The sequence below is a fragment of the Saccharothrix tamanrassetensis genome (genome assembly GCF_014203665.1).
Taxonomy (GTDB): domain Bacteria; phylum Actinomycetota; class Actinomycetes; order Mycobacteriales; family Pseudonocardiaceae; genus Actinosynnema; species Actinosynnema tamanrassetense.
In genome coordinates this window covers 25,243-48,954 of record NZ_JACHJN010000001.1, presented here as the reverse complement: position 1 = coordinate 48,954, position 23,712 = coordinate 25,243, and the positions used below count along the sequence as shown (strand labels likewise).

Below are 23,712 nucleotides of genomic sequence, written 5' to 3'. Positions count from 1 at the left end.
GGGCCACGGGTGCACGCGGGGCGGCGGGTGGACTGCGGTGTCTGCGCACGATCCGGCCCGGTGTGCGACCGGGCGACGGCGCCTGCCACTTCTGCCGGCGGGGTCTGACGACCGGCAGGGCCCGGTGGTCTCGTGAAGGACTCGGTGGGCTGCGGGCAAGTAGAGGCGTGACGAGGATGACCGCGAATTCAGCGGAGCCCGGCCAGGGGCCGCCGCTCGGGGACGACCCGGATCTGTCGGGGCCGGATCCGGGGGTGGTGTTCGGGCGGCTCTTCGACGACCACGCCGGGTCGCTGCACGCCTACCTGGCCCGTCGGGTCGGGGACCAGACCGCCGACGACCTGGTGTCGGAGACGTTCCTGGTGGCGTTGCAGCGACGGCACACCTATGACCCGACGCGGGCCGGGGTGCGGCCGTGGCTGTACGGGATCGCCGGCAACCTGCTGCGGCGGCACGTGCGGCAGGAGGTCCGGGGCTGGCAGGCCAGGGCCCGGATGGTGGGGGCGGACCGGGTGCAGGCGGAGTCGCCCGAGGTCCGCACGTCCGAGCGGGTCACCGCGCAGCAGCAGGTCCGGCAGTTGGCCGGTGCGCTGGCCGCGCTGGAGCCCGGGGACCGGGACGTGCTGCTGCTGACGTCGTGGGGTCGGCTGAGCTCGACGGAGGTGGCCCAGGCCCTGGGCATCCCGGTGGGCACGGTCCACTCGCGCCTGCACAGGGTGCGTCGGTGGTTGCGCTCACACAGTCCTGTTGCGACCAGTGGAATGGAGGACGGCGATGCGTGAGGGGGATCGTGCCGGGATGCGGCAGGTGTGGACCGAGGACGAGCTCGACCGCGCGCTGGCCGGGCTGTACATGGACATCGAGACTGATCAACGCGGTTTGGCGGGGGTGCGGGAGAACCTGGTGGCGGCTGCGGAAGGCCGGACCGGGCCGCGGCCGGGCACGCTCGGGACCGGCGCAGTCGGGACCGGGGAGGGTGCGCGTCGGCGCAGTCCGGTGCGCCGTTGGCTGGCCGCGGCGGCCGCGGTCGCGGTGCTCGCGGCCGGGGGTGTGGTGGCGCAGACGGTGTTGTTCTCCGCCGACACCGCCACCGCGCAGGCACAGGAGGCGTTGACCAGCGCCGCCGACGTCGCCGCGCGGGCCGCGGATCCGGTGTTGGCGGCCGGCCAGTACCGCTATCTGGCCACCCATGCCTGGTGGATGAAGACGACGGGCGCGGAGAGCAGGAGTTTCTCCTTCCTCAACGAGAACCTCGTCGAGACGTGGATTCCGGCCGATCCGGGCGGGGAGTGGTTGCAGCGGCGCCGGGAGACCGGCAACCGCAAGTGGGTCGAGGGCACCGAGGCCGAAGCCCGCGCGGCCGGGGTCGTGATCGAGGAGTTGCCGTGGCCGGAGCGGCGCGCCGAGGGCGGCGAGTTCGTCCAGGGCGCTCCCGAGCACGGGAACTGGCAGTTCCCCGGACCGGAGTTCGTCGCCGGCCTGCCCACCGACCCGGCGCGGTTGTACGAGCGGCTGCGCACCGACAGCGGCGGCGGCAAGCAGGTCCTGGTCTACGCCGCGGACGCGTTGCGCACCGGGCTGATGCCCGCCGCGGCACGGGCGAACCTGCTGCGGGCCTTGGCCCACCTGCCCGGACTGGACGTCACCGACGGCGCCGTCGATCTGGACGGCAACAAGGGCGTGGCGCTGGGCATCTCCGAGGGCGAAGAGCGTCAGGAGATCATCCTCGACCCCGGCACCGGCGAGGTGATCGGGGAGCGCAAGGTGTCCGACTCGATGTTCGCCGGCGTCCCGAAGGGCACCGTCACCGGCTACTCCTCCGTCACCACGGCGGTGGTCGACCGCATCGGCGCCCCGCCCACCCGCTGATCCGCCGGCATTCCGGTGGTGGGCGGGGAAAAGCCCACCACCGGATCGTTGCCGGTCGTCCACGGCTCGACGCACGCCACCACCCCGCATCGGGCTCGGCGGTGAGACAGGTCGTGGCCGGTTCCCCGGCAGCCCGGCGGTTGCCGTAGTGGGATCGGCGACGGGGCGGATCAACCGATCGGTGGGTCGACGGTCAACCTTCTCCCGATCCGATCCGCTCCTTTCGCCTGTCGTCCTGTCGTCCGCGTGCTGTCAGGGTGGGTGTGTCGCACCCATGACAGGGGGAGAAGATGGGTTTTCCCAAGCGTGTCCTGGCTTTGCTCGCGGTGGCGTCGTCGGTCGTGCTGGTGGGGGCCGGGTCGACCGGTGCCTCGCCTCCCCGGCGGGACGGGGACTGGGCCACCTGGCAGAAGGATCCGGCCGGGTCGCGGCACAACGCCGCGGAGTGGCGGATCACGCCGCACAACGTGCACAACCTCAAGCTCAAGTGGGCGTTCGCCTACCGGAAGTCGGCGGCGCCGGTGCGCAGCCAGCCGGCGATCGTGGACGGCCCGGCGTACTTCGGCGGGCCGGACGGCAAGTTCTACGCGCGGGACGCCCGCACCGGCGCGGAGCGGTGGACCACCGACCTCGCCGGTATCGCGCCGGGTCCGCGGCCGGCGGTCCCGTGGGACGGCCCGGCGGTGGTGGACGGCCGGGTGTACTTCGGCGACCTGCGGGGTTACGTGTACTCGCTGGACCAGCGCACCGGGCGGGTGGTGTGGGCCAAGCAGGTCGACGCGCACCCGGCGGCGACGGTGACCAGTTCCCCGCTGGTGCACGACGGCAAGGTCTACGTCGGCACGTCCAGCAGCGAGAACGCCGACATCGACCCGGGCACCGGCCGGGCCTACCCGTGCTGCACGTTCCGCGGCCACGTCGACGCATTGGACGCCCGCACCGGCGACCTGGTGTGGCGGCACTACACGGTGCCCGAGCCGCGGGCCGTGGGCACGTGGCCCAGCGGCGCGACCCGCTACGAGCCGTCGGGCGCGGGGGTGTGGAGTTCGCCGACGATCGACCCGCGCACCGGCACCGTCTACGTGGGCACCGGCCAGAACTACACGGGCAGCGCGGGTGACTTCGACACGCTGCTGGCGTTGGACACCCGGTCGGGCGCGGTGAAGTGGCGCAACCAGGTGACCGAGTCCGACACCTGGCGGGGCCTGTGCAACGACCCGGACTCGGAGGGCTACTGCCCCGGCCTGAAGGACGGTTCGGCGCTGGACTACGACATTGGCGCGACGCCGAACCTGTTCACCGTCGGCGGCCGCAAGCTGGTCGGCGTGGGCCAGAAGCTGGGTGTCTACCACGTGTTCGACGCGACGACCGGTGAGGTCGTGTGGCGGCGCCAGCTGGGTGTGCCGCTGCCCAGCGGCGGTGTCTCGGGCATCCAGTGGGGTTCCAGCTTCGACGGGCAGCGGCTCTACATCGCGACCTACTTCGCCAACCCGGGCAAGCTGTTCGCGGTGGACCCGGCGACCGGCGCGGTGCTGTGGGAGACGCCGCACCCGGCGGACGGCTGCACCACGGGAGGCGCCGCGCAGCACCCGGAGGTCTGCACCCTGGCGCACGGCCCGGCGGTGTCGTCGAGTCCCGGCGTGGTCTACGAGGGCAGCAACGACGGCAAGCTGCGCGCCTACTCCGCCCGCACCGGCCGGGTGCTGTGGACGTTCGACACGGTGCGGGACTTCACGACGGTCAACGGGCTGCCCGGTCGCGGCGGCGCGATCTCCGGCGGCGGCGGTGGCGCGGTGGTGTCCAACGGCATGGTCTACGTCCAGGCCGGCTACTGGCCCAGCTACCCCAACCCCGACGGCGGCAGCGTCCTGCTGGCCTTCGGCCGGTAGCCCCGGGCCGCTCCGGTCCCCGTCGGGACGGGGACGGCGGAACCCGCGCGGCGAGGTCGCCCGCCGGGCGACCTCGCCCGGCCCGCCGCACGGCGGGCCGGGCGGCTCACTCCAGCACCTTCACCACGCCGGCGTCGGCGTCGAGTTCCACGGTCACCCCGAAGGGCACGGTGTGCTGTCCGGCGCAGTGCCCGAAGGGGACCGAGCCGATGATGGGCACGCCGAGGCCGCCGAGCCGGTCGTGGAGCACGTCGGCGACGTCGCCGCAGTCGGTCCAGGAGCCCAGCACGATTCCGGCGACGTCGGCGAACCAGTCGCCGCGCAGCAGCGAGGTGAGCATCCGGTCCAGCCGGTAGGGCTCCTCGCCGACGTCCTCCAGCCACGCGATCGCGCCGTCCGGTGGTGGCGCGCCGAGCAGGCTGACGTTGCCGCCGACCGCGACGCCCCGCGCCGTGCCCGGGGCGACGGTGACGCCGTGGAACGTGGTGACGCCCTCGAACAGGGCGCGGCGCAACCGGTCGCGCGCGGCGGGGTCGTACACGAACGCCCCGGTGCCGATCATCGGCCCGAACCAGGTCGGCACGCCGGCGTGCCACAGCGGTTCGTGCAGGGCGGTGATGTCGCTGGACCCGACGAACGCCTTCGGGCGGCTGCTGAGCACCAGGTCCCAGTCGACCAGGTCGACGATGCGCTGGCTGCCGTAGCCGCCGCGCGCGCACAGCACGGCCGCGGTGTCCGGGGCGCACCAGGCGTCCTCGAAGTCGCGGGCCCGGTCGGCGTCGGACCCGGCGAGGTAGGGCAGGGTGGGGTGCATGTCCAGGGCGTGCGGCGCGACCCGCACGTCCAGACCCCACGTGGTCAGCCACGACACCCCGGCCTGCAGCAGCCCGGCCGGCACGGGACCGGCCGGGCTGACCACGGTGACGCGGTCCCCGGCCCGCAGCGGACGCGGTGTCACCGACGCAGCTCCAGCACCGGCACACCGTCGGGGACGAACCCGAAGACCTGCCCGTAGAAGGACAGCTCGGCCTCCAGCGCGGCGATGATCGTCCCGGCCTTGCGGAACCCGTGCTGCTCGCCCTCGAAGGTCAGGTAGGCGTGCGGGATGCCGGTGCCGTCCAGGGCGGCGACGAACCGGTCGGCCTGCTCGGGCGGGCAGATCTCGTCCTCCAGGCCCTGCAGCAGCAGCACCGGTCCGGCCAGCCGCTCCACCCGCCCGGACGGGGAGCGTTCGGCGTACCGGTCGGCGGTCTGCGGCCACGGCCCGACCAGGCCTTCGACGTAGCGGGACTCGAAGTCGTGGGTCTCGCCGCCCTCCCCGGTCCAGCCGCGCAGGTCCAGGATGGGGAACGCCACCATGCCGCACCGGTAGGTCTTGACCGAGGTCATCGACGCCGCGGAGGTCCAGCCGCCCGCGCTGCCGCCCCGGATGCCCAGCCGGGCCCCGTCGGCGGTGCCCTCGTCGGCCAGCGCCTGGGCGACCGCGGCGCAGTCGTTGACGTCGACCACGCCCCACTGCTCGCGCAGCCGTTCCCGGAACGCCCGGCCGTAGCCGGTGGAGCCGCCGTAGTTGACCGACACCACGCCGATGCCGCGGCTGGTGAAGTAGGCGATGTCGACGTCGAGCACCGGCACGGACCGGCCGGTGGGCCCGCCGTGGACGTGCACCACGTACGGCGGCAGTTCGTCGTCGGGGCCGGTGAAGTCGGGGTTGGTCGGCGGGTAGACGTAGGCCGGGACGTCCTGCCCGTCGGGGCCGGTGAACACGCGTTCCTCGGGCACCGGCAGGTAGTCGGCGGGCGGCAGGGACGCCGGGTGGTCGGTGAGCCGGGTCAGCTCGCCGGTGGACAGGTCCAGGGTCACCACGGCCGCCTCGTCGCGAGGTCCGGCCGCACCGCCGACCACCACGCCGTCGTGCACGGCCAGCTGCGACAGCCACACCGGCAGGTCGTTGTCCACGTCGGTGACGGTGCCGCTGCGCTCGTCGAGCACGGCCAGCGCGCCGGAGCGCAGCACCAGGTAGCGGCCGGGGCGGATGGCGGCGAACCAGCGGTTGCCCAGCCGCCACATCGGCCCGCCCAGCTCCTCCCGGCACGGGGCGAGGTTCCTGCTCGTGCCGTCCAGGCCGATCCGGTAGAGGTTCCACCAGCCGTCGGGGTCGGTCAGCGCCAGCAGCGCCGGCGCCGGGTCGTCCGCGTCGGCGTCGGGGGTCTCCCACTCGACCTGGCAGACCGCTTCGCGGGGTCCGCCGGCCAGGACGCGGTGGTCGGCGGAGCCGACCGCGGCCACGCACAGCTCGGAGCCGTCCCACGGCATGTCGGGGTGGTCCCAGCCGATCCACGCGAAGTGCGCGCCGTCGGGGGACAGCCGGGGGCCGGTCATGAAGTGGTGGCTGGCGGCCAGCACGCGCGGCGCGGAGCCGTCCAGCGGCACGGCCACCAGTTCGCGGCGCACGTCGGTGCGCGCGTCGCCGGTGACGGTCTCCCGCACGCACCACACCTCGGTGCCGCCGGGTCCGGCGGTGAGGTCGGCGTAGCGCAGGCCGTGGTGGCGCTCCGGTTCGGGACTGATGGGCACCGGGTGGGGGTCGTCCGGGTCGAACAGGTAGATGCGCTGGTCGTCCCAGTCGGTGAACGCGACGCGTTCCCCGTCGGGGGTGTCCAGCACCACCCACGGCCGCCCGCCGTACTCGTGCACGCGGTTGCGCACGTTCCACGGCGGCGGCAACAGGTCCCGTCCGTCGCGCACCAGCGCGACCCGGCCGCCCTCGGCGGGGCGTCCCTCGGCCCACCAGACCCGACCCCGGTGCAGGTCGACCCAGTGCAGGCCGCCGCCGGCGGCGGCCGCGTCGGCCGCGCCGATGGGCGATGTCCACGTTCCGTACGGTGCGATCTTCACCACGCACGCGACCCTAGCGGCAGGCCCGCCGCGCGGGCCCGCGCCGCACGCCTCCACAGATGACGGAAAAGCAGGGGGAGGGCTGCCGATCTTGTCCGCGTGGCCTAGGGTCGCAGGTGTCATGGCACGCGTCATCCACGTATTCCGCCAGCCCGACCGGTTCGTCGCCGGGACAGTCGGGGAGCCTGGCGAGCGCACGTTCTACCTCCAGGCCTCCGAGGAGGCCCGGCTGGTCAGCGTGGCGCTGGAGAAGCAACAGGTCGCCGTACTCGCCGAACGCATCGGCTCGCTGCTGGAGGAGGTGCACCGGCGGTTCGGCGCGGACGTCCCCGAGGCGGTACCCGACGACCTCCGGGACACCGAACCCCTGACGGTGCCGGTCGAGGAGGAGTTCAAGGTCGGCACGATGGGGCTGGGCTGGGACGCCGAGTCCCGGGCGGTGGTCATCGAACTGCTCGCGATCACCGAGGAGGAGGTCGACGAGGCGGTGGTCCTCGACGACACCGAGGAGGGGCCCGACGCGGTCCGGGTGTTCCTGAGCCCGGTGGAGGCGCGGGCGTTCGCCGAGCGCGCCGACCGGGTGGTGCGGGCGGGCCGCAAGCCGTGCCCGCTGTGCGCGGAGCCGCTGGACCCGGCGGGGCACGTGTGCCCGCGGCAGAACGGCTACCGGCGTTCGGACGAAGGCTGACCCGAGGGTGGGGCCCGCGGACGAGGGTGTGCTGGACCTGCTCCGGCGCGGCCGGATAGAGGTCGAGGGCAGGCTGGTCGACGCGTCCAACGCGACGCTGTTCTGCGGGATCACCCTGGACGGGGTGGCCGCGCAGTGCGTGTACAAGCCGGTGCGCGGCGAGCGCCCGCTGTGGGACTTCCCCGACGGCACGCTGGCCGGCCGCGAGGTGGCCGCCTACCTGGTGTCGGAGGCGGCCGGGTTCGACCTGGTGCCGCCGACGGTGCTGCGCGCGGGCCCGTTCGGGTCGGGCATGGTGCAGCTGTGGGTGGACACCCGGGAGGACGACGACCTGGTGGACATCGTGCCGGTGGACCGGGTGCGGCCGGGGTGGCGTCCGGTGCTGCGCGCGCACGACCGGTTCGGCGAACCGGCGGTGCTGGTGCACGCCGACCACCCCAGGGTGCGGTTGATGGCGGCGTTCGACGCGGTGGTCAACAACGCCGACCGCAAGGGCGGGCACGTGCTGCACGCCGCGGACGGCGCGGTGTACGGGGTGGACCACGGGATCTGCCTGCACTCCGAGGACAAGCTGCGCACCGTGCTGTGGGGTTGGCTGGGCGAGCGGCTGCCGGGCGAGGCGGTGGAGTCGCTGCGGCGGCTGCGCTCGGGGCTGGAGGGCGCGTTGGGCGAGTCGCTGCACGAGCACCTGACGCGCGCGGAGGTGCGCACGCTGGCGGAGCGGGTGGACAAGCTGCTGGCGGCCGGGGTGTTCCCCCGACCGTCCGACGACTGGCCGGCAATACCGTGGCCGGCGTTCTGACAGTGGTCTAATCGGTCGCGTGAGCATCGTCCGACTCCGCGAGGTGACCGAGGCCGACGTGCCGGTGTTCTTCGAGCACCAGCTCGACCCGGAGGCCAACCGCATGGCCGCCTTCGGCGCGGCCGATCCGACCGACCGGGCGGCGTTCCTGGTGCGGTGGGCGCGGATCCTGGCCGACGACGCGGTGGTGGCCCGGACGATCGAGTTCGACGGGCGGGTCGTGGGGCACGTGGCGCGGTTCACCCAGTTCGGCGAGCCGGAGGTGACGTACTGGATCGACCGGGCGTTCTGGGGGCTGGGGCTGGCCACCGCGGCGTTGCAGGCGTACCTGGCGTCGGACCCGGTGCGGCCGCTGTACGCGCGGGCGGCCGTGGACAACGTGGGTTCGCTGCGGGTGTTGGACAAGTGCGGGTTCGTCGCGGTGGGCGAGGACGTGGGTTTCGCCGAGGGCCGCGGCGAGGAGGTCGAGGAGTTCATCCTGCGCCTGGACGCCTGAGACATGTCCCGGGCGGGGTGTGGTCCGGGTGGTAGGTGTCCGAGTGGGATGTATCTGGGGGCCGGGGTGAACGCGAGGTTGGTGACCCGGTTCGGGCCGGGGGTCGTGACGTGGGTCGAGGCGCTGCCCGCGCTGGTGTCGTCGCTGTGCGCGCGGTGGGGCTTGGAGCCGGTCCGGGAGCTGACCGGCGGCACGTCGCACACGCTGCTGTGCACACGGGGCACCACACCTGTGGTGCTCAAGCTGACGCCGGAGCCGGAACTGGCGGTGCAGGAGCACGACGCGTTGCGGGCGTGGGAGCCCTCGCCGCGGACGGTGCGGGTGGTGGAGGCGGACCTGCCGGCGGGTGTGCTGCTGCTGGAGGGGCTGGAGCCGGGGACGTCGGCGGTGTACGACGTGCCGGGGATGCTGGGCGTGCTGCGGGCCCTGCACATCCCGCCTCCGCGAGGGTTCCCGTCGTTGGCCGAGCGGGTGGACTTCCTGTTCCCGCTGCTGGCGCGGCGCCGTCCGGGCGACTACTCGGCGGCCCACGCGGCGGCGGCGGGGTTGGCGCGCGACCGGGTGCCGCAGGTGCTGCTGCACGGCGACCTGCACCCGGGCAACGTGCTGGACGCGGGCGCGCGGGGGCTGGTGGCGATCGACCCCCGGCCGTGCGTCGGGGACGCGGCGGCGGACGCGGTCGACTTCGCGTTCGCGGCCCCGGACCTGGCGACCGGGATCGAGGCGATGTCGGCCGCGGTGGACGGCGACCGGCTGGCCGCGTGGTGCGCGGCGTTCTCGGTGTTCTTCCCCGGCCGCGAGACGGACCCCGGCGTGCCTGCGGGTCATCCGACCGGGTGAGCGGCTAGCGTCGTCGGTCGTGCGATCACAGGACTACGACCGGGACGTGCTGGCCGGGCCGAAGCGGCGCGAGGTGGCGGAGGTGGCGGCCGAGCCCGGCCTGGTGGTGGAGGACCCGGCGTCGGGGTTCTGCGGCGCGGTGGTGCGGTTCGAGCACGGCCGGGTGGTGCTGGAGGACCGGCACGGCCGGGAGCGGCTGTTCCCGCTGCGGCCCGCCGGGTTCCTGCTCGAGGGCAGGCCGGTGACGCTGGTCAGGCCGGTCGCCGGGCGGGTCGCGACGCGCGCGGTGTCGGCGTCGGGCTCGGTGGCGGTGCGGGGGCTGCGGGCGCGCACCGCCAGGGACAGCCGGATCTGGGTGGAGGGCCTGCACGACGCCGAGCTGGTGGAGCGGGTGTGGGGCCACGACCTGCGGGTCGAGGGTGTCGTGGTGGAGCCGCTGGACGGGGTGGACGTGCTGGCCGGGCGGATCGCGGCGTTCGGCACCGGCCCCGGGCGGCGGCTGGGGGTGCTGGTGGACCACCTGGTGGCGGGCAGCAAGGAGTCCCGGCTGGTGGCCGACGTCCACGACGAGCACGTCCTGGTCACCGGCCACCCGTACGTGGACGTCTGGCAGGCGGTGAAGCCGTCGTCGGTGGGGATCGCCGCGTGGCCGGTGGTGCCGCGCGGGGTGCCGTGGAAGGAAGGCGTGTGCGAGGCGTTGGGCTGGGGCGAGACCTACCAGGGGTGGCAGCGGGTGCTGGCCGCGGTGCGGGGGTTCCGGGACCTGGAGACGCCACTGATCGGTGCGGTGGAGCGGCTGATCGACTTCGTGACGGAACCGGAGTCGGGGTGAAACGGGTTTCGCGGGCCGCTTTGGTGCGAGGATGGACCCGTGGCCGCGTTGATCTGGTTGATCCTCGGTGTCGTCCTGGTGGCGGCCGAGATCCTGTCCGGCGATTTCGTGCTGGTCATGCTGGGGTTGGCGGCGCTGGGCGCGGCGGGTGCCTCCGCGCTGGGCGCGGACGCGGTGCTCGGCGCGGCGGCGTTCGCGGTGCTGGCGCTGGGCCTGGTGGTCGGTGCGCGGCCGGTGTTGAAGCGGCGCCTGGAGTCCGGGTTGGGGCACCGGTCGGGTGTGGACGCGCTGCCGGGCAGCACGGCGGTCGTGGTGTCCACTGTGGACGGGCACGGCGGTAGGGTGCGCATCGGTGGCGAGGTGTGGTCGGCGCGGTCGATCGACCACGCGGTCATCGAACCCGGTGCGGAAGTGACTGTTGTGGAGATCTCGGGCGCGACCGCCGTGGTGCTGTCCGGGTCCTGAGGTGTCGGAGGGGCGGAAGAGTTGACCACCACGCTGATCGTCGTCGCGGTCCTGGTGCTGTTCGTGCTGATCGTCGCGGTCAAGTCGGTGCTGGTGATCCCGCAGGCGACGGCCGCGGTGATCGAGCGGCTGGGCCGCTACCGCACGACGGCGGCGCCGGGGCTGAACATCCTGGTGCCGTTCTTCGACCGGGTGCGGGCGCGCATCGACCTGCGCGAGCAGGTGGTGTCGTTCCCGCCGCAGCCGGTGATCACCCAGGACAACCTGACGGTGTCGATCGACACCGTCGTGTACTTCCAGGTGACCGATCCGCGCGCGGCGGTGTACGAGATCTCCAACTACATCGTGGGTGTGGAGCAGCTGGCGACCACGACGCTGCGCAACCTGGTGGGCGGGATGAGCCTGGAGGAGACGCTGACCTCCCGCGACCAGATCAACAACCAGCTGCGGGGCGTGCTGGACGAGGCGACCGGCCGGTGGGGCATCCGGGTGGCGCGGGTGGAGCTCAAGGCGATCGACCCGCCGCCGTCGATCCAGGACTCGATGGAGAAGCAGATGCGCGCGGACCGGGAGAAGCGCGCCATGATCCTCAACGCGGAGGGCCAGCGGGAGTCGGCGATCAAGTCGGCCGAGGGCCAGAAGCAGGCCGCGATCCTGTCCGCGGAGGGCGCCAAGCAGGCGGCGATCCTGTCCGCCGAGGCGGAGCGGCAGTCGCGGATCCTGCGGGCGCAGGGTGAGCGGGCGGCCCGCTACCTGCAGGCGCAGGGCCAGGCGAAGGCGATCGAGAAGGTGTTCGCGGCGATCAAGGCGGGCAAGCCGACGCCGGAGGTGCTGGCCTACCAGTACCTCCAGACGCTGCCGCAGATGGCGCAGGGCGATGCGAACAAGGTGTGGCTGATCCCGTCGGACTACGGCAAGGCGCTGGAGGGTTTCGCGCGGATGCTGGGCGCGCCGGGCGAGGACGGGGTGTTCCGCTACGAGCCGCCGGCCGAGGAGCCGCGCACCTCGACGCCGGAGGAGGACGACGCGTCGGTGGCGGACTGGTTCGACACCGCGCCCGACCCGGCGGTGGCCGAGGCCGTGCGGGCGGCGGAGGCGGTGGCGCGCAAGGAGGTGCCGGGTCCGTTGGACTCGGCCCGGCAGGCGTTGTCGGAGTCGGCCGAGCGGCCGGGGCTGCCGGGCGCGGTCGCGGGTGGCGAGGTGGATCTCGTGGCCGATCCCGCCGGGGGTGGCGCTGCGGGTGGCGCGCCGGGCACGGAGCCGCCGCGTTCGTCGCACGAGTAGTTCCCCACCGTTGTCCGGGTTCGGGGGCGATCGGCCGGTGTCCGGTTGATCACCCCCATTGCGTTCGGCAATGACCGTCACAGTGGCGCACCGGGGTGGAGCATCGCTGGGACGGTAGGGGGTGCGGTTGGATGTATCGGTGCATCCGTTACCCGATCGAGTGAAGTTCTGGCTGGATCGCTCCGATGTCTCGTGGTCCCGGCGGTGGGACGGGGTGGCGTCGGCCGTGGCGGACCTGTCCGGGGTGGTGTCGGCCGGTGCGGGGTCGCGGCGGGTAACCGAGCAGGTCGCGGAGCTGCTGGTGGCGGCGGGGGCGGATCGGGGCCATCGGGCGGCGTTTGCCGGGCTGGTGGACCGGGTGCTGGACCTGCACGCGGTGGCCTGCGGGTCGGATCCGCCGGCGCCGGAGTCGTTGGCGCGGTGGCTGTTGCACCTCCAGACGGGGTTCGCGGAGCCGCCGGAGGTGCGGTTGGCGCCGTACGCGGCGGCGTTGGGCGCGGCGGGGCTGGCCTGGTACCGGGCGGAGGCGGTGGCGCGGTTCTCCGGGTTGCCGGTGATCGGGTTCGGGCAGCCGGGGCGCTACGACCGGGAGCGGTGGGCGCTGCTGCGGGTGATGGAGGAGCTGGCCGAGCACACCGGGGACGTTGACCTGCAGGTGCTGGTGCTGGCGCGGGATCTGTCGTCGGGGTGGCACTACCTGCAGCTGGCGACGGTGTTGCGCGACGCCGGGCGGTCGCAGGAGGCGCTGGAGTGGGTGGGGCGCGGGATCCGGGCGACCGGCGGGCGTGGTGCGGCGGGGCGGTTGGTGGACCTGGCGGTGGACGAGTGCCTGCGGTTGGGGTGGTCGGGGCGGGTGGTGCAGTCGCGGCTGGCGGGTGGGGCGTCGGTGTCGGACGAGGTGCGGGTGCTGGTGAAGGAGCTGGCGGCGCGCGGGCTGTGACCGACTGCTGTGACGGCTGCGACGACCGACCGCTGTGACGGCTGCGACCGCTGTGTCGTGGCGTCGCGGTGGCCGGGTTGTGTCCGGTCCGGGGCGCTGACGCTGCCGTGTTCGCCGCGCGGCGTCGTGTCGCCGGAAGGTCCGTCGGGCTCGTGGGGTGGTCAGCGGGTGTCGTAGGCGGGTGGGCGGCGGTCGGCCCAGGGGCGGGCCCGTTCGAGTTGGCCTGCCGCGGCGAGGACGGTGTTCTCGTCGTGGGGTGCGCCGACGAGTTGCACGGCCAGGGGCAGGCCGGTGCGGGTGTGGCCTGCCGGTACCGCGGCCGCCGGGTTGCCGGTGACGTTCCACAGGTGCAGGAACGTGGTCATGCGGGCGGCGGCGAGCAGGGTGGGCACGGCGCTGCGGTGGCGCCATTCGGCGATGCGCAGCGGCGGCCGGGTGAGCACCGGGGTGAGCAGCAGGTCGTGGTCGGTGAACACGCGGTTGGCGTGCGCGGTGAGGGGTTCCTGCTGATCCAGTGCGGCCTGGACGGTCGCCGCGGGCAGCGCGCGGCCCAGTGCGGCGGCGTGGCGGGTGCGGCGGTCGAGGCGTTCGGGGTGGTCGAGCCGGGCTTCGCTGATGGCGGCGCAGTGCAGGTAGCGGGCGGCGAAGGCGGTGGAGCCGGTGATCTCGCGCAGTTCCGGGTCCAGGCGGGTGACGTCGTGCCCGAGGTCGACCAGCAGGCCGGCGGTGTCGAGTACGGCGTCGCGGACTTCGCCGTTGATGGGGATGCCGGGCGGGCCCCACGGCCGCAGTGACACCGCGATGCGCAGGCGTCGCGGGTCGGTGGTGGCGGCGGCGGTGTGCTCGTGGCCGGGGGCCAGGACGTCGAGCAGCAGTGCGGCGTCGCGGACGTGGCGGGTGATGGGGCCGGCGCAGACCAGGCCGGTCCACACCGGTTCGTCGAGCGGGACGTGGTCGCGGTGGGGTTTGAGGCCGAACAGCCCGGTGCAGGCGGACGGGATGCGGATGGAGCCCGCGCCGTCGGTGCCGATGGCGGCTCCGACCAGGCCCGCGGCGACGGCGGCGGCCGATCCCCCGCTGGAGCCGCCGGGTGAGTGCTCCCGCGACCACGGGTTCCTGGTGGGGCCGGCCCAGCTGCTCTCGGTGTAGGGCCACAGGCCGAGTTCGGGCATGCGGGTGCGGCCGATGACGATCGCGCCCGCGTCGCGCAGCCGACGCACGAGGGTGACGTCGGCGGCGGCCGGTGTGTCGACGCCGGCGGTGCCGCCGGTGGTGGGCAGGCCGTGCAGGGCGAGGTCTTCCTTGACCGCGACGGGCACGCCGAGCAGGGGTGCGTCCTCGCCGCGGGCGCGGCGGGCGTCGGCCTGCTCGGCTTCGGCGCGGGCGCGGTCGGTGAACACCAGCCGGAACGCGTTGAGGTCGCGGTCGTGCCGGTCGATGCGGCGCAGGCATTCCGCGACCAGGTCGCGGGAGGTGAGGTCACCGGCTCGCAGCAGGTCCGCTTGGCGTGCGGCGCCCGCGAAGCACGCGTCGGTCAGGTCCATGGTCGAACTTTAGGGCAGGCGGGGCCCGGCGGTGGTCAGGTCGTGCGGTGGCGGGTGCGGTGGCGCAGCACGAGGAACGCCACGAGCAGGATCGGCCAGGGGAACGGCAGCGGCGAGGCGATCCAGGCGACGACCAGCAGCACTGCGACTACCGGCAGCAGCGGGGGTCGCCGGCGGTCCGGTCGTCGGTCCGGGCGTCCGGTGGCGGCGAGGCCGGCGGTGGCCGGCGGGTCGGCCCGGGGCAGGTCAGCGGTCAGGGGCGCGAGGTCGGCCCGGTGGACGGCGGTGTAGGCGGCGGCGATGCGGTCCTCGGCTTCGGTGAGGGTGAGGCGGCCTTCGCCGACGGCGTCGCGCAGGACGGCGACGACGTGCTCGCGTTCGGTGTCGGATGCCCGCAGTGCGGGGTCGGGGGCGCTCATGTCACCGATCCTCCGCGCCGTGGCGGATTTCGGCGTCCGTCGGGAAGCGGCGACGTGCGGTACGTCCGCCGGCGTATCCGGCAGGGCATGATCGGGGTCATGCCGACGTGGGTGCTGTGGCTGGCGGTCGCACTGGTGGTCGCCGCGGTGGTGGTGCGCCATCACCGGCGGTGGCGTGCCGACACCCTGCTCGACGAGCACGCCCGTCGCCGCACGGGTGGCGAGGCCGTGACGCCGGTGTCGGTGTGGCGGGAGGCGAACCGGCTGTTCCGGGCGGGTGAGCGCGAGGGGTTGCTGCTGCTGGCGGCGATCGGCCGCGAGCTGCCGCGCCGCCGGCAGGACGTGGTGGACACGTGGTTGGCGGCGTTGCGGGGCGGGGTGAGCCGGGGGCTGGACTCGCCGTGGCGCACGGCCGTGCAGCGGGAGCTCGTGTCGCACCTGCGGCCGGGCGAGGACTTCTGGCCGGGCATGGACGTGCCCGCGGCCGGCGCGATCCTGGTGGACTTCGACCTGTCGGGGTGCCGGGTGGGGCGGGTGGACTTCACCGGGGCGGTGTTCGTGGGCGACGCGCGGTTCGCGGCGATGACGGTGACCGGGGAGGCCGCGTTCGACGGGGCGCGGTTCCTGCGGCACGCGGTGTTCACCGACGCGCTGTTCGCGCGGTCGCTGTCGGCGCTGTCGGCGGTGTTCACCGGGAACCTGGCGTGCTCGGGGGTGCAGGTGGCGGGGGAGGCGCGGCTGCGGGCGGTGAAGGTGTCGGGGCGGGTGGACCTGCGGCGGGCCGAGTTCGGTGGTGCGGCGGACTTCGCGGACGGGTTCTTCGGCGGGCGGGCGTTGTTCACCGATGCGGTGTTCCACCAGGACGCGGTGTTCTCGCGGTCGTGGTTCCGGGGGTGGACCGACGTGGGGTCGGCGCTGATCGGCGGGACGGCGGAGTTCGGCGACGTCCGGTTCGGCCGCCGGGTGATGCGCTGACGCACACCGCACGCCGCACGCCGACCCGTCGTGGTCCCGCGCGCTGGGTGCGGGTGTGGCCTCCGGCCCCCGGTTCGATCGTCCCACGGGGCACCGACAGTCCCGACGTCGTCGCAGGTCGGGGCCTTGCCGCCCGTTCAGGGTGCTGCCGGGTCGGGGCGCTGCCGTTCAGGGTGTGGCCGGTTGTGGTGCCGTCGGTCGGGGTGTCGTCGGGGTGCGTCGGCGGTGGCGGGCGACCTGGAGGCGGTTGGCGCAGCGGGTGGTGCAGTAGCGGCGGCGGCCGTTGCGGGAGGTGTCGATGTAGACGGTGCCGCAGCCGGGGCGGGCGCAGCGGCCGAGGCGGTCGGGGTCCTCGCACAGGACGTGGGCCAGGCCGGTGGCGGTGAAGGCGCGGACGCGGTCGGCGGTGGGCGCGGTCTCCGGGGCGAAGTGCAGGTGGGGTGGCCGGTCGTCGTGGGTGGAGATGTAGGGCTTGGCGGCGGTTTCGGCGAGCAGGGTGTTGAGGTGGGCGACGCGGTCGGTGGTGCCGGCGAAGACGGGTTCGAGCCGGCGGGCCCAGGTGGTGAGTTCGCGGGCCTGGTCGGGGGTGAGGGTGCCGACGGGTCGGTAGCCCTGGTCGTGCAGCAGGGTGCGCAGGTCGTCGCCGGTGCTGTCGGGGTGGGCGTTGACCAGTGCGGCGGCGAGTTGGGCGGCGGCTCCGCCGTAAGGGTTGAAATGCACTGAACCATGACACCACGCTGGTGGTGTGATGACCAGATGCCCTTCCTGCGGTTGGCCCACCTCCGAGCACGTCCGTCCGGCGTCCACGCACGGCCGCGTGTCGTACGTGCGCTGCGTGTGCGGGGTGTGGCTGGTGTTGGACGCGGGGCGGGTGGTGGCCACGGCGGGCGGTCCGAGGTCGGATAAGGTCCCGTCTCCGTGACGACCCGCCGTGAGCTGCTGTGCGACACCGTGATCTCCGTGCTGGCCGCCGAGGGCGGCCGGGGGTTGACCCATCGCGCGGTGGACCGGGCGGCGGGTGTGCCGGAGGGCACGACGAAGAACTATTTCCCGTCGCGGGAGTCGTTGTTGCAGGCGGCGGCCGGGCGGATGACGCAGTCGCACGGCGAGGCGGTGGCGCGGCTGGCGGCGACGACCCCGGCGGACATCTCGCCGGCGGAGGTGGCGGAGCTGTACCCCGCGTTGCTGCGGCGCGCGGTGGCGGAGGATCCGACGCAGTTGCTGGCGATGGTGGAGCTGTACCTGGAGGCGGTGCGGCGGCCGGGTGTGCGTGAGGCGTTGGGGCGGATGGTGGTGTCCAACGCGGAGGCCGGCGCGGCGCTGCACCGGGCGGCGGGGTTGCCGTCCTCGGCGCGGGACGCGGGCCTGCTGGACGCCTACTTCCTGGGTGTGGCGGTGTCGCTGCTGGCGTTGCCGGCGGACGCGGTGCGCTCGGTGGGGTTGGACGATCCGTATGCGTTGGGTCTGGGGTTGTTCCGGGCCGCGGTGCCGTCGGGGCGGCGTGGGCCCTCCGGTGGGTGCGGTGGGCCGCGGGGCACCGGTTCTGACGGCGGGGTCATCGGACCGGCCGGTCCCGCGCAGGCCGCCGGTTAGGCACCCGGGTCGCGCTCCCGGTCGGCGGGTGGTGTCGCGGAGCACGGTTGCCGGGCGGCGGGGATCGGGGCGACGGTGGCGGGGGCCGACATGCCGGCGGGCGTGGTCGGACGCGATCGGGACGGAGGTGACGGCGTGGCGGAACGCCTGACGGTGGTGACCGGCGGCAGCCGGGGGATCGGCGCGGCGACGGTGCGCAGGCTCGCGGCGGCGGGTCACCGGGTGGTGATCGGCTACCGGGCGGCGGCGCGGGAGGCCGAGGCGCTGGCGGCCGAGGTGGGCGGCGTGGCGGTGCGGGCGGAGGTGTCCTCGGAGCAGGACGTGGACGCGCTGTTCACCGCGGCGGCGGAACTGGGCCGGGTGACGGGCGTGGTGATCAACGCCGGGATCACCAGCCCGGTGGGTCCGCTGGCCGCGACGCAGGTGTCCGACCTGCGGCGGGTGGTGGAGGTCAACGTGCTGGGGGCGTTGCTGTGCGCGCGGCGGGCGGCGCGGGACCTGGTGGCGGGCGGGGCGATCGTGTCGGTGTCCTCGGCGGCGGCGACGCTGGGCAGTCCGGGGGAGTACGTGCACTACGCGGCGAGCAAGGCGGCGGTGGACGCGATGACCGTCGGGTTGGCCAAGGAGCTGGGGCCGCGCGGGATCCGGGTGAACGCGGTCGCGTCGGGCACCGTGCACACCGCGATCCACGAGCTGTCCGGCGTGCCGGACCGGCCGCAGCGGGTGGCGTCGGCGATCCCGCTGGGACGGGCGGGGCAACCGGAGGAGATCGCGGCGGCGATCGTGTGGCTGCTGGGCGACGAGGCGTCGTTCACGACCGGCGCGGTGCTGCGCGTGGCGGGTGGCCTGTAGTCCCCGACCCGGTGTGCGACTCCCGGGCGGGGATCCGGGTGCGCCGATGCGGCCGGGAGTGCCGCATCTGCGCCACTCCCGGCCGTCTGGTGGCAGTCCGGACAGGAGGAGCGCCGCCCCCTGCGGCACGCCGTGCTCCCGCGTCGGCACGCGTGCCGCGCGCGGGAGCGGCCGATCACGCTCAGGAGACGACCGCCTCGGCGGGCAGGCGCGGCGCGGTGAGCACCCGCGGCCCGTCGTCGGTGATCGCGACGCTGTGTTCGACGTGCGCGGCGCGGCTGCCGTCGACGGTGTGCAACGACCATCCGTCCTCGGCCGCGTAGTACGCGTCACGCCCTCCGGCGTGCAGCATCGGCTCGATGGCCAGCGCCATGCCCGGCCGCAGCGTCAGCCCCCGGCCGGGCCTGCCCTCGTTGGGCACGCCGGGGGACTCGTGCATCGCGCGACCGATGCCGTGGCCGCCGAAGTCCGAGGGCATCCCGTAGCCGGCGGCGCGGCCGACGCGGCCGACGGCGGCGGAGACGTCGCCGATCCGGTTGCCGGGCACGGCGGCGGCGATGCCGGCGGCCAGGGCCCGTTCGGCGGTCCCGATCAGCGCCAGGTCGGCGGGGTCGGCGGTGCCGACGACGAAGCTGACGGCCGAGTCGCCGTGCCAGCCGTCGACGTGCGCACCGCAGTCGATGCTGACCAGGTCGCCGTCGCGCAGCCGATAGGCCGAGGGGATGCCGTGCACGATCACGTCGTTGACCGACGCGCAGATCCAGCCGGGGAACGGGGTGGGCGCGAAGGACGGGTGGTAGTGCAGGAACGACGAGGACGCACCGGCGTCGCGGATGACCGAGGCGGCCACCTCGTCCAGTTCCAGCAGGGACACCCCGATGCGGGCCCGTGCCCGGACCGCGGCCAGCGCGTCGGCCACGACCAGGCCCGCCACCCGCATCGCGTCCAGTTCGCCGGGGGTTTTCAGCTCGATCACCACATGCTCCTCACCGTGATAGTAATACCGGTATTACTATCACAGCATGGTGCGACAACCACTCACCCAGTCCGACCGCGACCGCGGCGAACGCCTCGGCGAAGCCCTGCGCCAAGCCCGCGGCCCCCGCAGCATGGTCCAGGTCGCCACCGCCGCCGGCATCTCCGTGGAAACCCTGCGCAAGATCGAACGCGGCCGCATCCCCACCCCGGCGTTCTTCACCGTCGCCGCCCTCGCCGACGCCGTCGGCCTGTCCCTCGACGCCCTGTGCCGCCACCTCGAACAACAACCCCGCCAGGCCGGCGCCGCCTGACCCGGTGCAGGACTTCGTCCGCCGCCACACCACCCCCGCACCGGTCCCGCTGGTGCCCGGGATCGTGCTGCACACCGCCACCGACGTGACCCGCCTGTGGGAGACCACCGGCCACCCCGACCCGCCGTTCTGGGCCTTCCCCTGGGCAGGCGGCCAAGCCCTGGCCCGCCACCTGCTCGACCACCCGCACACCACCGCCGGGAAACGCGTGCTCGACCTCGCCTCCGGCTCCGGCCTCGTCGCCATCGCCGCCGCCACCACCGGAGCCGCCCACGTCACCGCCAACGACATCGACCCGCTCGCCGGCGCCGCCATCACCCTCAACGCCCACGCCAACCACGTCACCGTCCACGTCGACATCACCGACCTGCTCGACACCGACCCCGACGTCGACGTCGTCCTCGCCGGCGACGTGTTCTACGACCGCGCCATGGCCGCCCGCGTCCTGCCGTTCCTGCGCCGCGCCCACACCGCGGGCGCCCAGGTCCTCGTCGGCGACCCCCACCGCGCCCACCTGCCACGCGACCACTTCGAACAGATCGGCACCTACCGCGTCCCCGTGCCCGTCGACCTCGAAGGCACCGACCTGCGCACCACCCTCGTCTGGCGCCCCGCCACACCCCCGACAGACCGGCCCTGAGCGACGCACCCGACCGCGCACCGCCCGATGCCGGGGGAGCCCTACGGCCGGAACCGGTCCGTCGCCGCCACCACCGCCTCAGCCATCCCCGGATCCTGCGCACTGTGCGACGCCCCGTGCACCACCCACAACTCCGCATCGGGCCACGCCCGGTCCAGCTCCCACGCCGTCACCAAAGGCCCCTGAAGGTCCAACCGGCCGTGCACCAACACCGCCGGGATCCCGTGCAGCCGCCCGACCTCACGCAACACCCGACCGTCCTCCAGCCACGCGTAGTGCCGGAAGTAGTGCGCCGTGATCCGCGCGAACGCCCGCCGCCACCGCGGATCCGACCACCGCGGCCCCGGCCGGTGATCCGGGTCCAACGACACGATCGACCCCTCCCAGTCGCACCAGTCGTCCGCCGCCTTCACCCGCACCGCCGGATCCGGATCGTTGAGCAACGCGTCGTACGCCGCCACCAGATTCCCCGCCCCCTCCGGAGCACCCGCCCGGAACCGGTGCCACTCCTCGGGGAACAACCGCCCCAACCCGTGGTACAGCCAGTCGATCTCGTCGTACCGCCCCGACGTGACCGCCACCAGCACGACCTCCGTCACCCGCTGCGGGAACGACTCCGCGTAGTGCAGCCCCAACGTCGAACCCCACGACCCGCCGAACACCATCCACCGCCGCACACCCAGGTGCTCCCGCAGCAACTCGATGTCCCGCACCAGGTGCGCCGTCGTGTTCACCGACAGATCCGTGCCGTGATCGGCCGCGTGCGGCAGACTCCGACCCGACCCGCGCTGGTCGAACAACACGATCCGGTACGCCTCCGGGTCGAACTGCCGACGCATACCGGGGGAGCAGCCCGTACCCGGCCCACCGTGCAGGCACACCACCGGCTTGCCCTCCGGGTTGCCGCACACCTCCCAGTACACGAGGTTCCCGTCACCCACGTCCAGCATCCCGTGCTCGAACGGCTCGATCTCCGGGTACACCGCGCCACCCCTCCCACACCGACGACAGCCCGACGACAGCCCGAGAACAGCCGCCCGACAACAACAGCACTGTTACATTAGGGGAGTGGCAGACAACCCCACCACCGACTTCCTCGGCACCCGACTGCGCCACCTACTCGAACACACCGACGGAGCCGTCGCCCACATCTACGCCGACCTCGGCCTGCCCGACTTCCGCCCCCGCTACACACCCATCGTCCGACTCGTCGACACCCAAGGCCCCCAATCCATCCGCGACCTCGCCACCACCATCGGCATCACCCACTCCGCCATCAGCCAGACCGTCAACCAGATGCGACGCGACGGCCTCGTCGAACTGCGCCCCGGCACCGACGCCCGCCAACGCATCGTCCACCTCACCGACCACACCCGAACCCTGCTGCCCGCCCTCCACGCCGAATGGGACGCCACCAACGCCGCCGCCCGCGAACTCGACGCCGAACTCCCGTACCCCCTCAGCGAACTGGTCCGACGAGCCATCGAAGCCATGGGGGAGCGGTCCATGCACGACCGCATCCGCGCCCACCTTCACACCCCGTAACGCGCCACCAACTCCGCACCCAACCGCGCCAACTCACCCCGCACCTCCACCGACCCCACCACCTCCGCCACCGCACCCCACCCCGCCAGGTGCTGCGCGATCATCAACGCCGACGGAGCCGACACCCGCACCCGCGCACGCCCCTCCACCTCGGCCTCCACCACGCAATGCCGCCCGAACTGGCTACGCAACACCGACACCAACCGCGCCGGCACCACCACCGACGCCGACGCCGACCTCTGCCGCCCCTCCACCTCCTCCACCACCCGACCCCACGCCTCCGACAGCTCGAACCCCTCCGGCCGCACCGCCTCCTCGTCGGTCACCACCGCATCCACCACCCGGTCCACCCGGAACGTCCGCTGCCCCCGCGCCGTACCCGCGACCAGGTACCAGACGTCGTCCTTGTCGACCAGCCCCAACGGATCCACCACCCGCTCCGACCGCTCACCCGACCGCTTCGCATACCCCAACCGCACCCGACGCCGCCGCACCACCGCACCCTGCAACAACGCCACCAACCCCGACCGCCCACCACCCTCCTGCCCCCACCGCGCCGGATCGACCACCACCGCGTCCGCCGCCGCCTCCGCATCGGCCCGGAACGTCTCCGGCAACGCCCGCACCAACTTCCGCAACGCCGCCCTCGCCTCCGCCGACACCGCCGCCGCAGGACCCACCAACAGGAACAACGCCTGCGCCTCCGCCGCGGACAACCCCGACAGATCCGTCCGCGCCCGCCCCACCAACCGCCACCCACCACCACGCCCCGGCTGCGGGTACACCGGGATCCCCGCCGCCGACAACGCCTCCAGATCCCGCCGCGCCGTCGCCACCGAGACCTCCAACTCACCGGCCAACTCCGCGGCCGTCACCCGGCCACGCGCCTGCATCAACAGCAAAGTCGCCACCAGGCGATCCGCACGCATGAAAAGCAGTCTCCCCGGAAAAGTGCTCAGAAGGTGAGCACTTTCGCGGCGCAAGCTGAACCCACACAGCGCAGGAACCACCACAGCGCAGGAACCACCGAGGAGACCGACATGCTGCGAGGACTCACCACCGCCAACTACTTCGCCGACGACCTCGACGCCGCCAAGACCTGGTACACCGAAGTCCTCGGCCTGGAGCCCTACTTCGAGGTCCCCGGCGGCTACATCGAATTCCGCCTCGGCGACTACCTGCACGAGTTCGGCATCATCAACAGCGCCTACGCCACCCACGACGTCACCACCAGCCCCGCCGGCCAGATCGTCTTCTGGGCCGTCGACGACATCGAGGCCGCCTACCAACGCCTCCAGACCCTCGGCGCCAAGCCCCACGAAGGCCCCAAGGACCACGGCGGCCACGGCTACATCACCGCCAGCGTCATCGACCCGTTCGGCAACATCCTCGGCGTCATGGCCAACCCGCACTACAACGACACCCTCGCCAAGATCAAGGCCGGCACGCATTTCACGACAGGGGAGTAGCTCCCCGGAACACCGCCACGCACGGAATCGAACACCTGATCGAGCCAGTGGACCAGGCGGTCCGAACGACCCGAACGTCACGCCGGCAGCCCACACGAGCCGCCGGCCGTCACGTCGGAAGCGTCGCCTGTCGGGCGTCGCGGGGCACGGAGGCGTCGAAACCCCGACGCGCGCGGCGCAGCCTGCCAGAGGCGCGTCGGCGACCGGAGGGGAGGCCCGCAGCAGTCGGCAGGGTCCTCCCGAACGTCTTACTTAACATAATGTCGATTATCGGCGTTATGGACAGGCTGGTGGACCAGGGCATCGATACGTCACGTGACGTATCGATGCTGGTGTGCCGGGATGGCCCGACAACGTCGTCCGAGCCGTCCCGGCCCGGTGAT

General features: G+C 73.7%; 26 protein-coding genes. 18 read left to right on the top strand and 8 right to left on the bottom strand.

The annotated features are described in order from the left end of the window. Positions 1-176: 176 nt before the first annotated feature. The 3 genes from FHS29_RS00245 to FHS29_RS00235 all read left to right on the top strand — a co-directional run bounded on the left by FHS29_RS00245 (position 177) and on the right by FHS29_RS00235 (position 3,758). Positions 177-782 (top strand): RNA polymerase sigma factor, encoded by a 606-nt coding sequence (locus tag FHS29_RS00245; RefSeq protein ID WP_184687086.1) that lies wholly within the window; start codon positions 177-179, stop codon positions 780-782. Then, entirely contained in the window at positions 775-1,869 is a 1,095-nt protein-coding gene (locus FHS29_RS00240; protein ID WP_184687084.1) for a CU044_5270 family protein, read from the top strand. Before FHS29_RS00245 ends, FHS29_RS00240 begins: the two co-directional genes overlap by 8 nt. Positions 1,870-2,159: 290 nt before the next feature. Next, a complete protein-coding gene (locus tag FHS29_RS00235; protein ID WP_184687082.1) occupies positions 2,160-3,758 on the top strand; it encodes an outer membrane protein assembly factor BamB family protein in 1,599 nt (532 codons plus the stop codon). A 106-nt stretch (positions 3,759-3,864) separates the two neighbouring features. Here FHS29_RS00235 and FHS29_RS00230 read toward each other — a convergent pair whose 3' ends face one another. Together FHS29_RS00230 and FHS29_RS00225 are read right to left on the bottom strand one after the other, a co-directional pair. Further along, positions 3,865-4,716, bottom strand: a complete 852-nt coding sequence (locus FHS29_RS00230) for a S66 peptidase family protein (RefSeq protein WP_184687080.1) — start codon at positions 4,714-4,716, stop codon at positions 3,865-3,867. After that, entirely contained in the window at positions 4,713-6,659 is a 1,947-nt protein-coding gene (locus FHS29_RS00225; protein WP_184687078.1) for a dipeptidyl-peptidase 5, read from the bottom strand. The genes FHS29_RS00230 and FHS29_RS00225 overlap by 4 nt, the downstream gene beginning before the upstream one ends. 118 nt (positions 6,660-6,777) lie before the next feature. Here FHS29_RS00225 and FHS29_RS00220 point away from each other — a divergent pair, with 118 nt between their 5' ends. The 8 genes from FHS29_RS00220 (at position 6,778) to FHS29_RS00185 (ending at position 13,003) form a co-directional block, all read left to right on the top strand. Continuing rightward, positions 6,778-7,344: an Rv2134c family protein gene (locus tag FHS29_RS00220; protein WP_184687076.1), complete on the top strand. Its 567-nt coding sequence runs from the start codon at positions 6,778-6,780 to the stop codon at positions 7,342-7,344. Positions 7,345-7,351: 7 nt separating this feature from the next. Beyond that, on the top strand, positions 7,352-8,146 hold the full coding sequence (locus FHS29_RS00215; RefSeq protein WP_184687075.1) for an Rv2133c family protein: 795 nt from the start codon (positions 7,352-7,354) through the stop codon (positions 8,144-8,146). Positions 8,147-8,165: 19 nt separating this feature from the next. Continuing rightward, positions 8,166-8,642: a GNAT family N-acetyltransferase gene (locus FHS29_RS00210; RefSeq protein ID WP_184687074.1), complete on the top strand. Its 477-nt coding sequence runs from the start codon at positions 8,166-8,168 to the stop codon at positions 8,640-8,642. Between the two features lie 48 nt (positions 8,643-8,690). Further along, positions 8,691-9,482: an aminoglycoside phosphotransferase family protein gene (locus FHS29_RS00205; protein ID WP_184687073.1), complete on the top strand. Its 792-nt coding sequence runs from the start codon at positions 8,691-8,693 to the stop codon at positions 9,480-9,482. A gap of 19 nt (positions 9,483-9,501) precedes the next feature. Then, positions 9,502-10,314 carry a DUF3097 domain-containing protein gene (locus tag FHS29_RS00200; RefSeq protein WP_184687072.1) on the top strand — a complete coding sequence of 271 codons (813 nt, stop codon included), beginning with the start codon at positions 9,502-9,504 and terminating at the stop codon, positions 10,312-10,314. A gap of 39 nt (positions 10,315-10,353) precedes the next feature. Beyond that, a complete protein-coding gene (locus tag FHS29_RS00195) occupies positions 10,354-10,779 on the top strand; it encodes an NfeD family protein (RefSeq protein WP_184687071.1) in 426 nt (141 codons plus the stop codon). Positions 10,780-10,800: 21 nt separating this feature from the next. After that, positions 10,801-12,063, top strand: coding sequence for an SPFH domain-containing protein (locus tag FHS29_RS00190; protein ID WP_184687070.1), 1,263 nt, complete (start codon positions 10,801-10,803; stop codon positions 12,061-12,063). A 160-nt stretch (positions 12,064-12,223) separates the two neighbouring features. Next, entirely contained in the window at positions 12,224-13,003 is a 780-nt protein-coding gene (locus FHS29_RS00185; RefSeq protein WP_221455244.1) for a hypothetical protein, read from the top strand. A gap of 161 nt (positions 13,004-13,164) precedes the next feature. Here the strand turns inward: FHS29_RS00185 and FHS29_RS00180 are convergent, their stop codons facing one another. Next, a complete protein-coding gene (locus FHS29_RS00180; RefSeq protein ID WP_184687066.1) occupies positions 13,165-14,547 on the bottom strand; it encodes an amidase family protein in 1,383 nt (460 codons plus the stop codon). A gap of 35 nt (positions 14,548-14,582) precedes the next feature. Beyond that, positions 14,583-14,966: a DUF1707 SHOCT-like domain-containing protein gene (locus FHS29_RS00175; RefSeq protein ID WP_184687065.1), complete on the bottom strand. Its 384-nt coding sequence runs from the start codon at positions 14,964-14,966 to the stop codon at positions 14,583-14,585. A gap of 99 nt (positions 14,967-15,065) precedes the next feature. Here FHS29_RS00175 and FHS29_RS00170 point away from each other — a divergent pair, with 99 nt between their 5' ends. After that, a complete protein-coding gene (locus FHS29_RS00170) occupies positions 15,066-15,941 on the top strand; it encodes a pentapeptide repeat-containing protein (RefSeq protein ID WP_184687063.1) in 876 nt (291 codons plus the stop codon). Positions 15,942-16,109: 168 nt separating this feature from the next. Here FHS29_RS00170 and FHS29_RS36455 read toward each other — a convergent pair whose 3' ends face one another. Next, the gene (locus FHS29_RS36455) at positions 16,110-16,661 is read right to left on the bottom strand and encodes a CGNR zinc finger domain-containing protein (RefSeq protein ID WP_184687061.1); all 552 of its coding nucleotides are present in this window, start codon (positions 16,659-16,661) and stop codon (positions 16,110-16,112) included. 198 nt (positions 16,662-16,859) lie between these two features. Here FHS29_RS36455 and FHS29_RS37500 point away from each other — a divergent pair, with 198 nt between their 5' ends. Beyond that, positions 16,860-17,534 (top strand): TetR/AcrR family transcriptional regulator, encoded by a 675-nt coding sequence (locus tag FHS29_RS37500; RefSeq protein ID WP_312864667.1) that lies wholly within the window; start codon positions 16,860-16,862, stop codon positions 17,532-17,534. A 135-nt stretch (positions 17,535-17,669) separates the two neighbouring features. Next, positions 17,670-18,386: an SDR family oxidoreductase gene (locus FHS29_RS00155; protein ID WP_184687059.1), complete on the top strand. Its 717-nt coding sequence runs from the start codon at positions 17,670-17,672 to the stop codon at positions 18,384-18,386. 181 nt (positions 18,387-18,567) lie between these two features. Here the strand turns inward: FHS29_RS00155 and map are convergent, their stop codons facing one another. After that, positions 18,568-19,362 carry a type I methionyl aminopeptidase gene (gene map / locus FHS29_RS00150; RefSeq protein ID WP_184687058.1) on the bottom strand — a complete coding sequence of 265 codons (795 nt, stop codon included), beginning with the start codon at positions 19,360-19,362 and terminating at the stop codon, positions 18,568-18,570. Between the two features lie 46 nt (positions 19,363-19,408). Here map and FHS29_RS00145 point away from each other — a divergent pair, with 46 nt between their 5' ends. Beyond that, a complete protein-coding gene (locus FHS29_RS00145) occupies positions 19,409-19,675 on the top strand; it encodes a helix-turn-helix domain-containing protein (RefSeq protein ID WP_184687056.1) in 267 nt (88 codons plus the stop codon). Between the two features lie 4 nt (positions 19,676-19,679). After that, a complete protein-coding gene (locus FHS29_RS00140; RefSeq protein ID WP_184687054.1) occupies positions 19,680-20,315 on the top strand; it encodes a class I SAM-dependent methyltransferase in 636 nt (211 codons plus the stop codon). A gap of 41 nt (positions 20,316-20,356) precedes the next feature. On the opposite strand, the gene pip is transcribed toward FHS29_RS00140, so the two are convergent. Then, positions 20,357-21,298 (bottom strand): prolyl aminopeptidase, encoded by a 942-nt coding sequence (gene pip, locus FHS29_RS00135; protein ID WP_312864666.1) that lies wholly within the window; start codon positions 21,296-21,298, stop codon positions 20,357-20,359. 85 nt (positions 21,299-21,383) lie between these two features. Between pip and FHS29_RS00130 the strand changes: the two genes are divergently transcribed. Beyond that, positions 21,384-21,860: a MarR family winged helix-turn-helix transcriptional regulator gene (locus FHS29_RS00130; RefSeq protein ID WP_184687052.1), complete on the top strand. Its 477-nt coding sequence runs from the start codon at positions 21,384-21,386 to the stop codon at positions 21,858-21,860. Here the strand turns inward: FHS29_RS00130 and FHS29_RS00125 are convergent. Next, positions 21,848-22,789: a helix-turn-helix transcriptional regulator gene (locus FHS29_RS00125; RefSeq protein WP_184687051.1), complete on the bottom strand. Its 942-nt coding sequence runs from the start codon at positions 22,787-22,789 to the stop codon at positions 21,848-21,850. The two genes, FHS29_RS00130 and FHS29_RS00125, sit on opposite strands and share 13 nt — an antisense overlap. A 111-nt stretch (positions 22,790-22,900) precedes the next feature. Between FHS29_RS00125 and FHS29_RS00120 the strand changes: the two genes are divergently transcribed. After that, positions 22,901-23,329 (top strand): VOC family protein, encoded by a 429-nt coding sequence (locus tag FHS29_RS00120; RefSeq protein ID WP_184687050.1) that lies wholly within the window; start codon positions 22,901-22,903, stop codon positions 23,327-23,329. Positions 23,330-23,712: the final 383 nt, after the last annotated feature.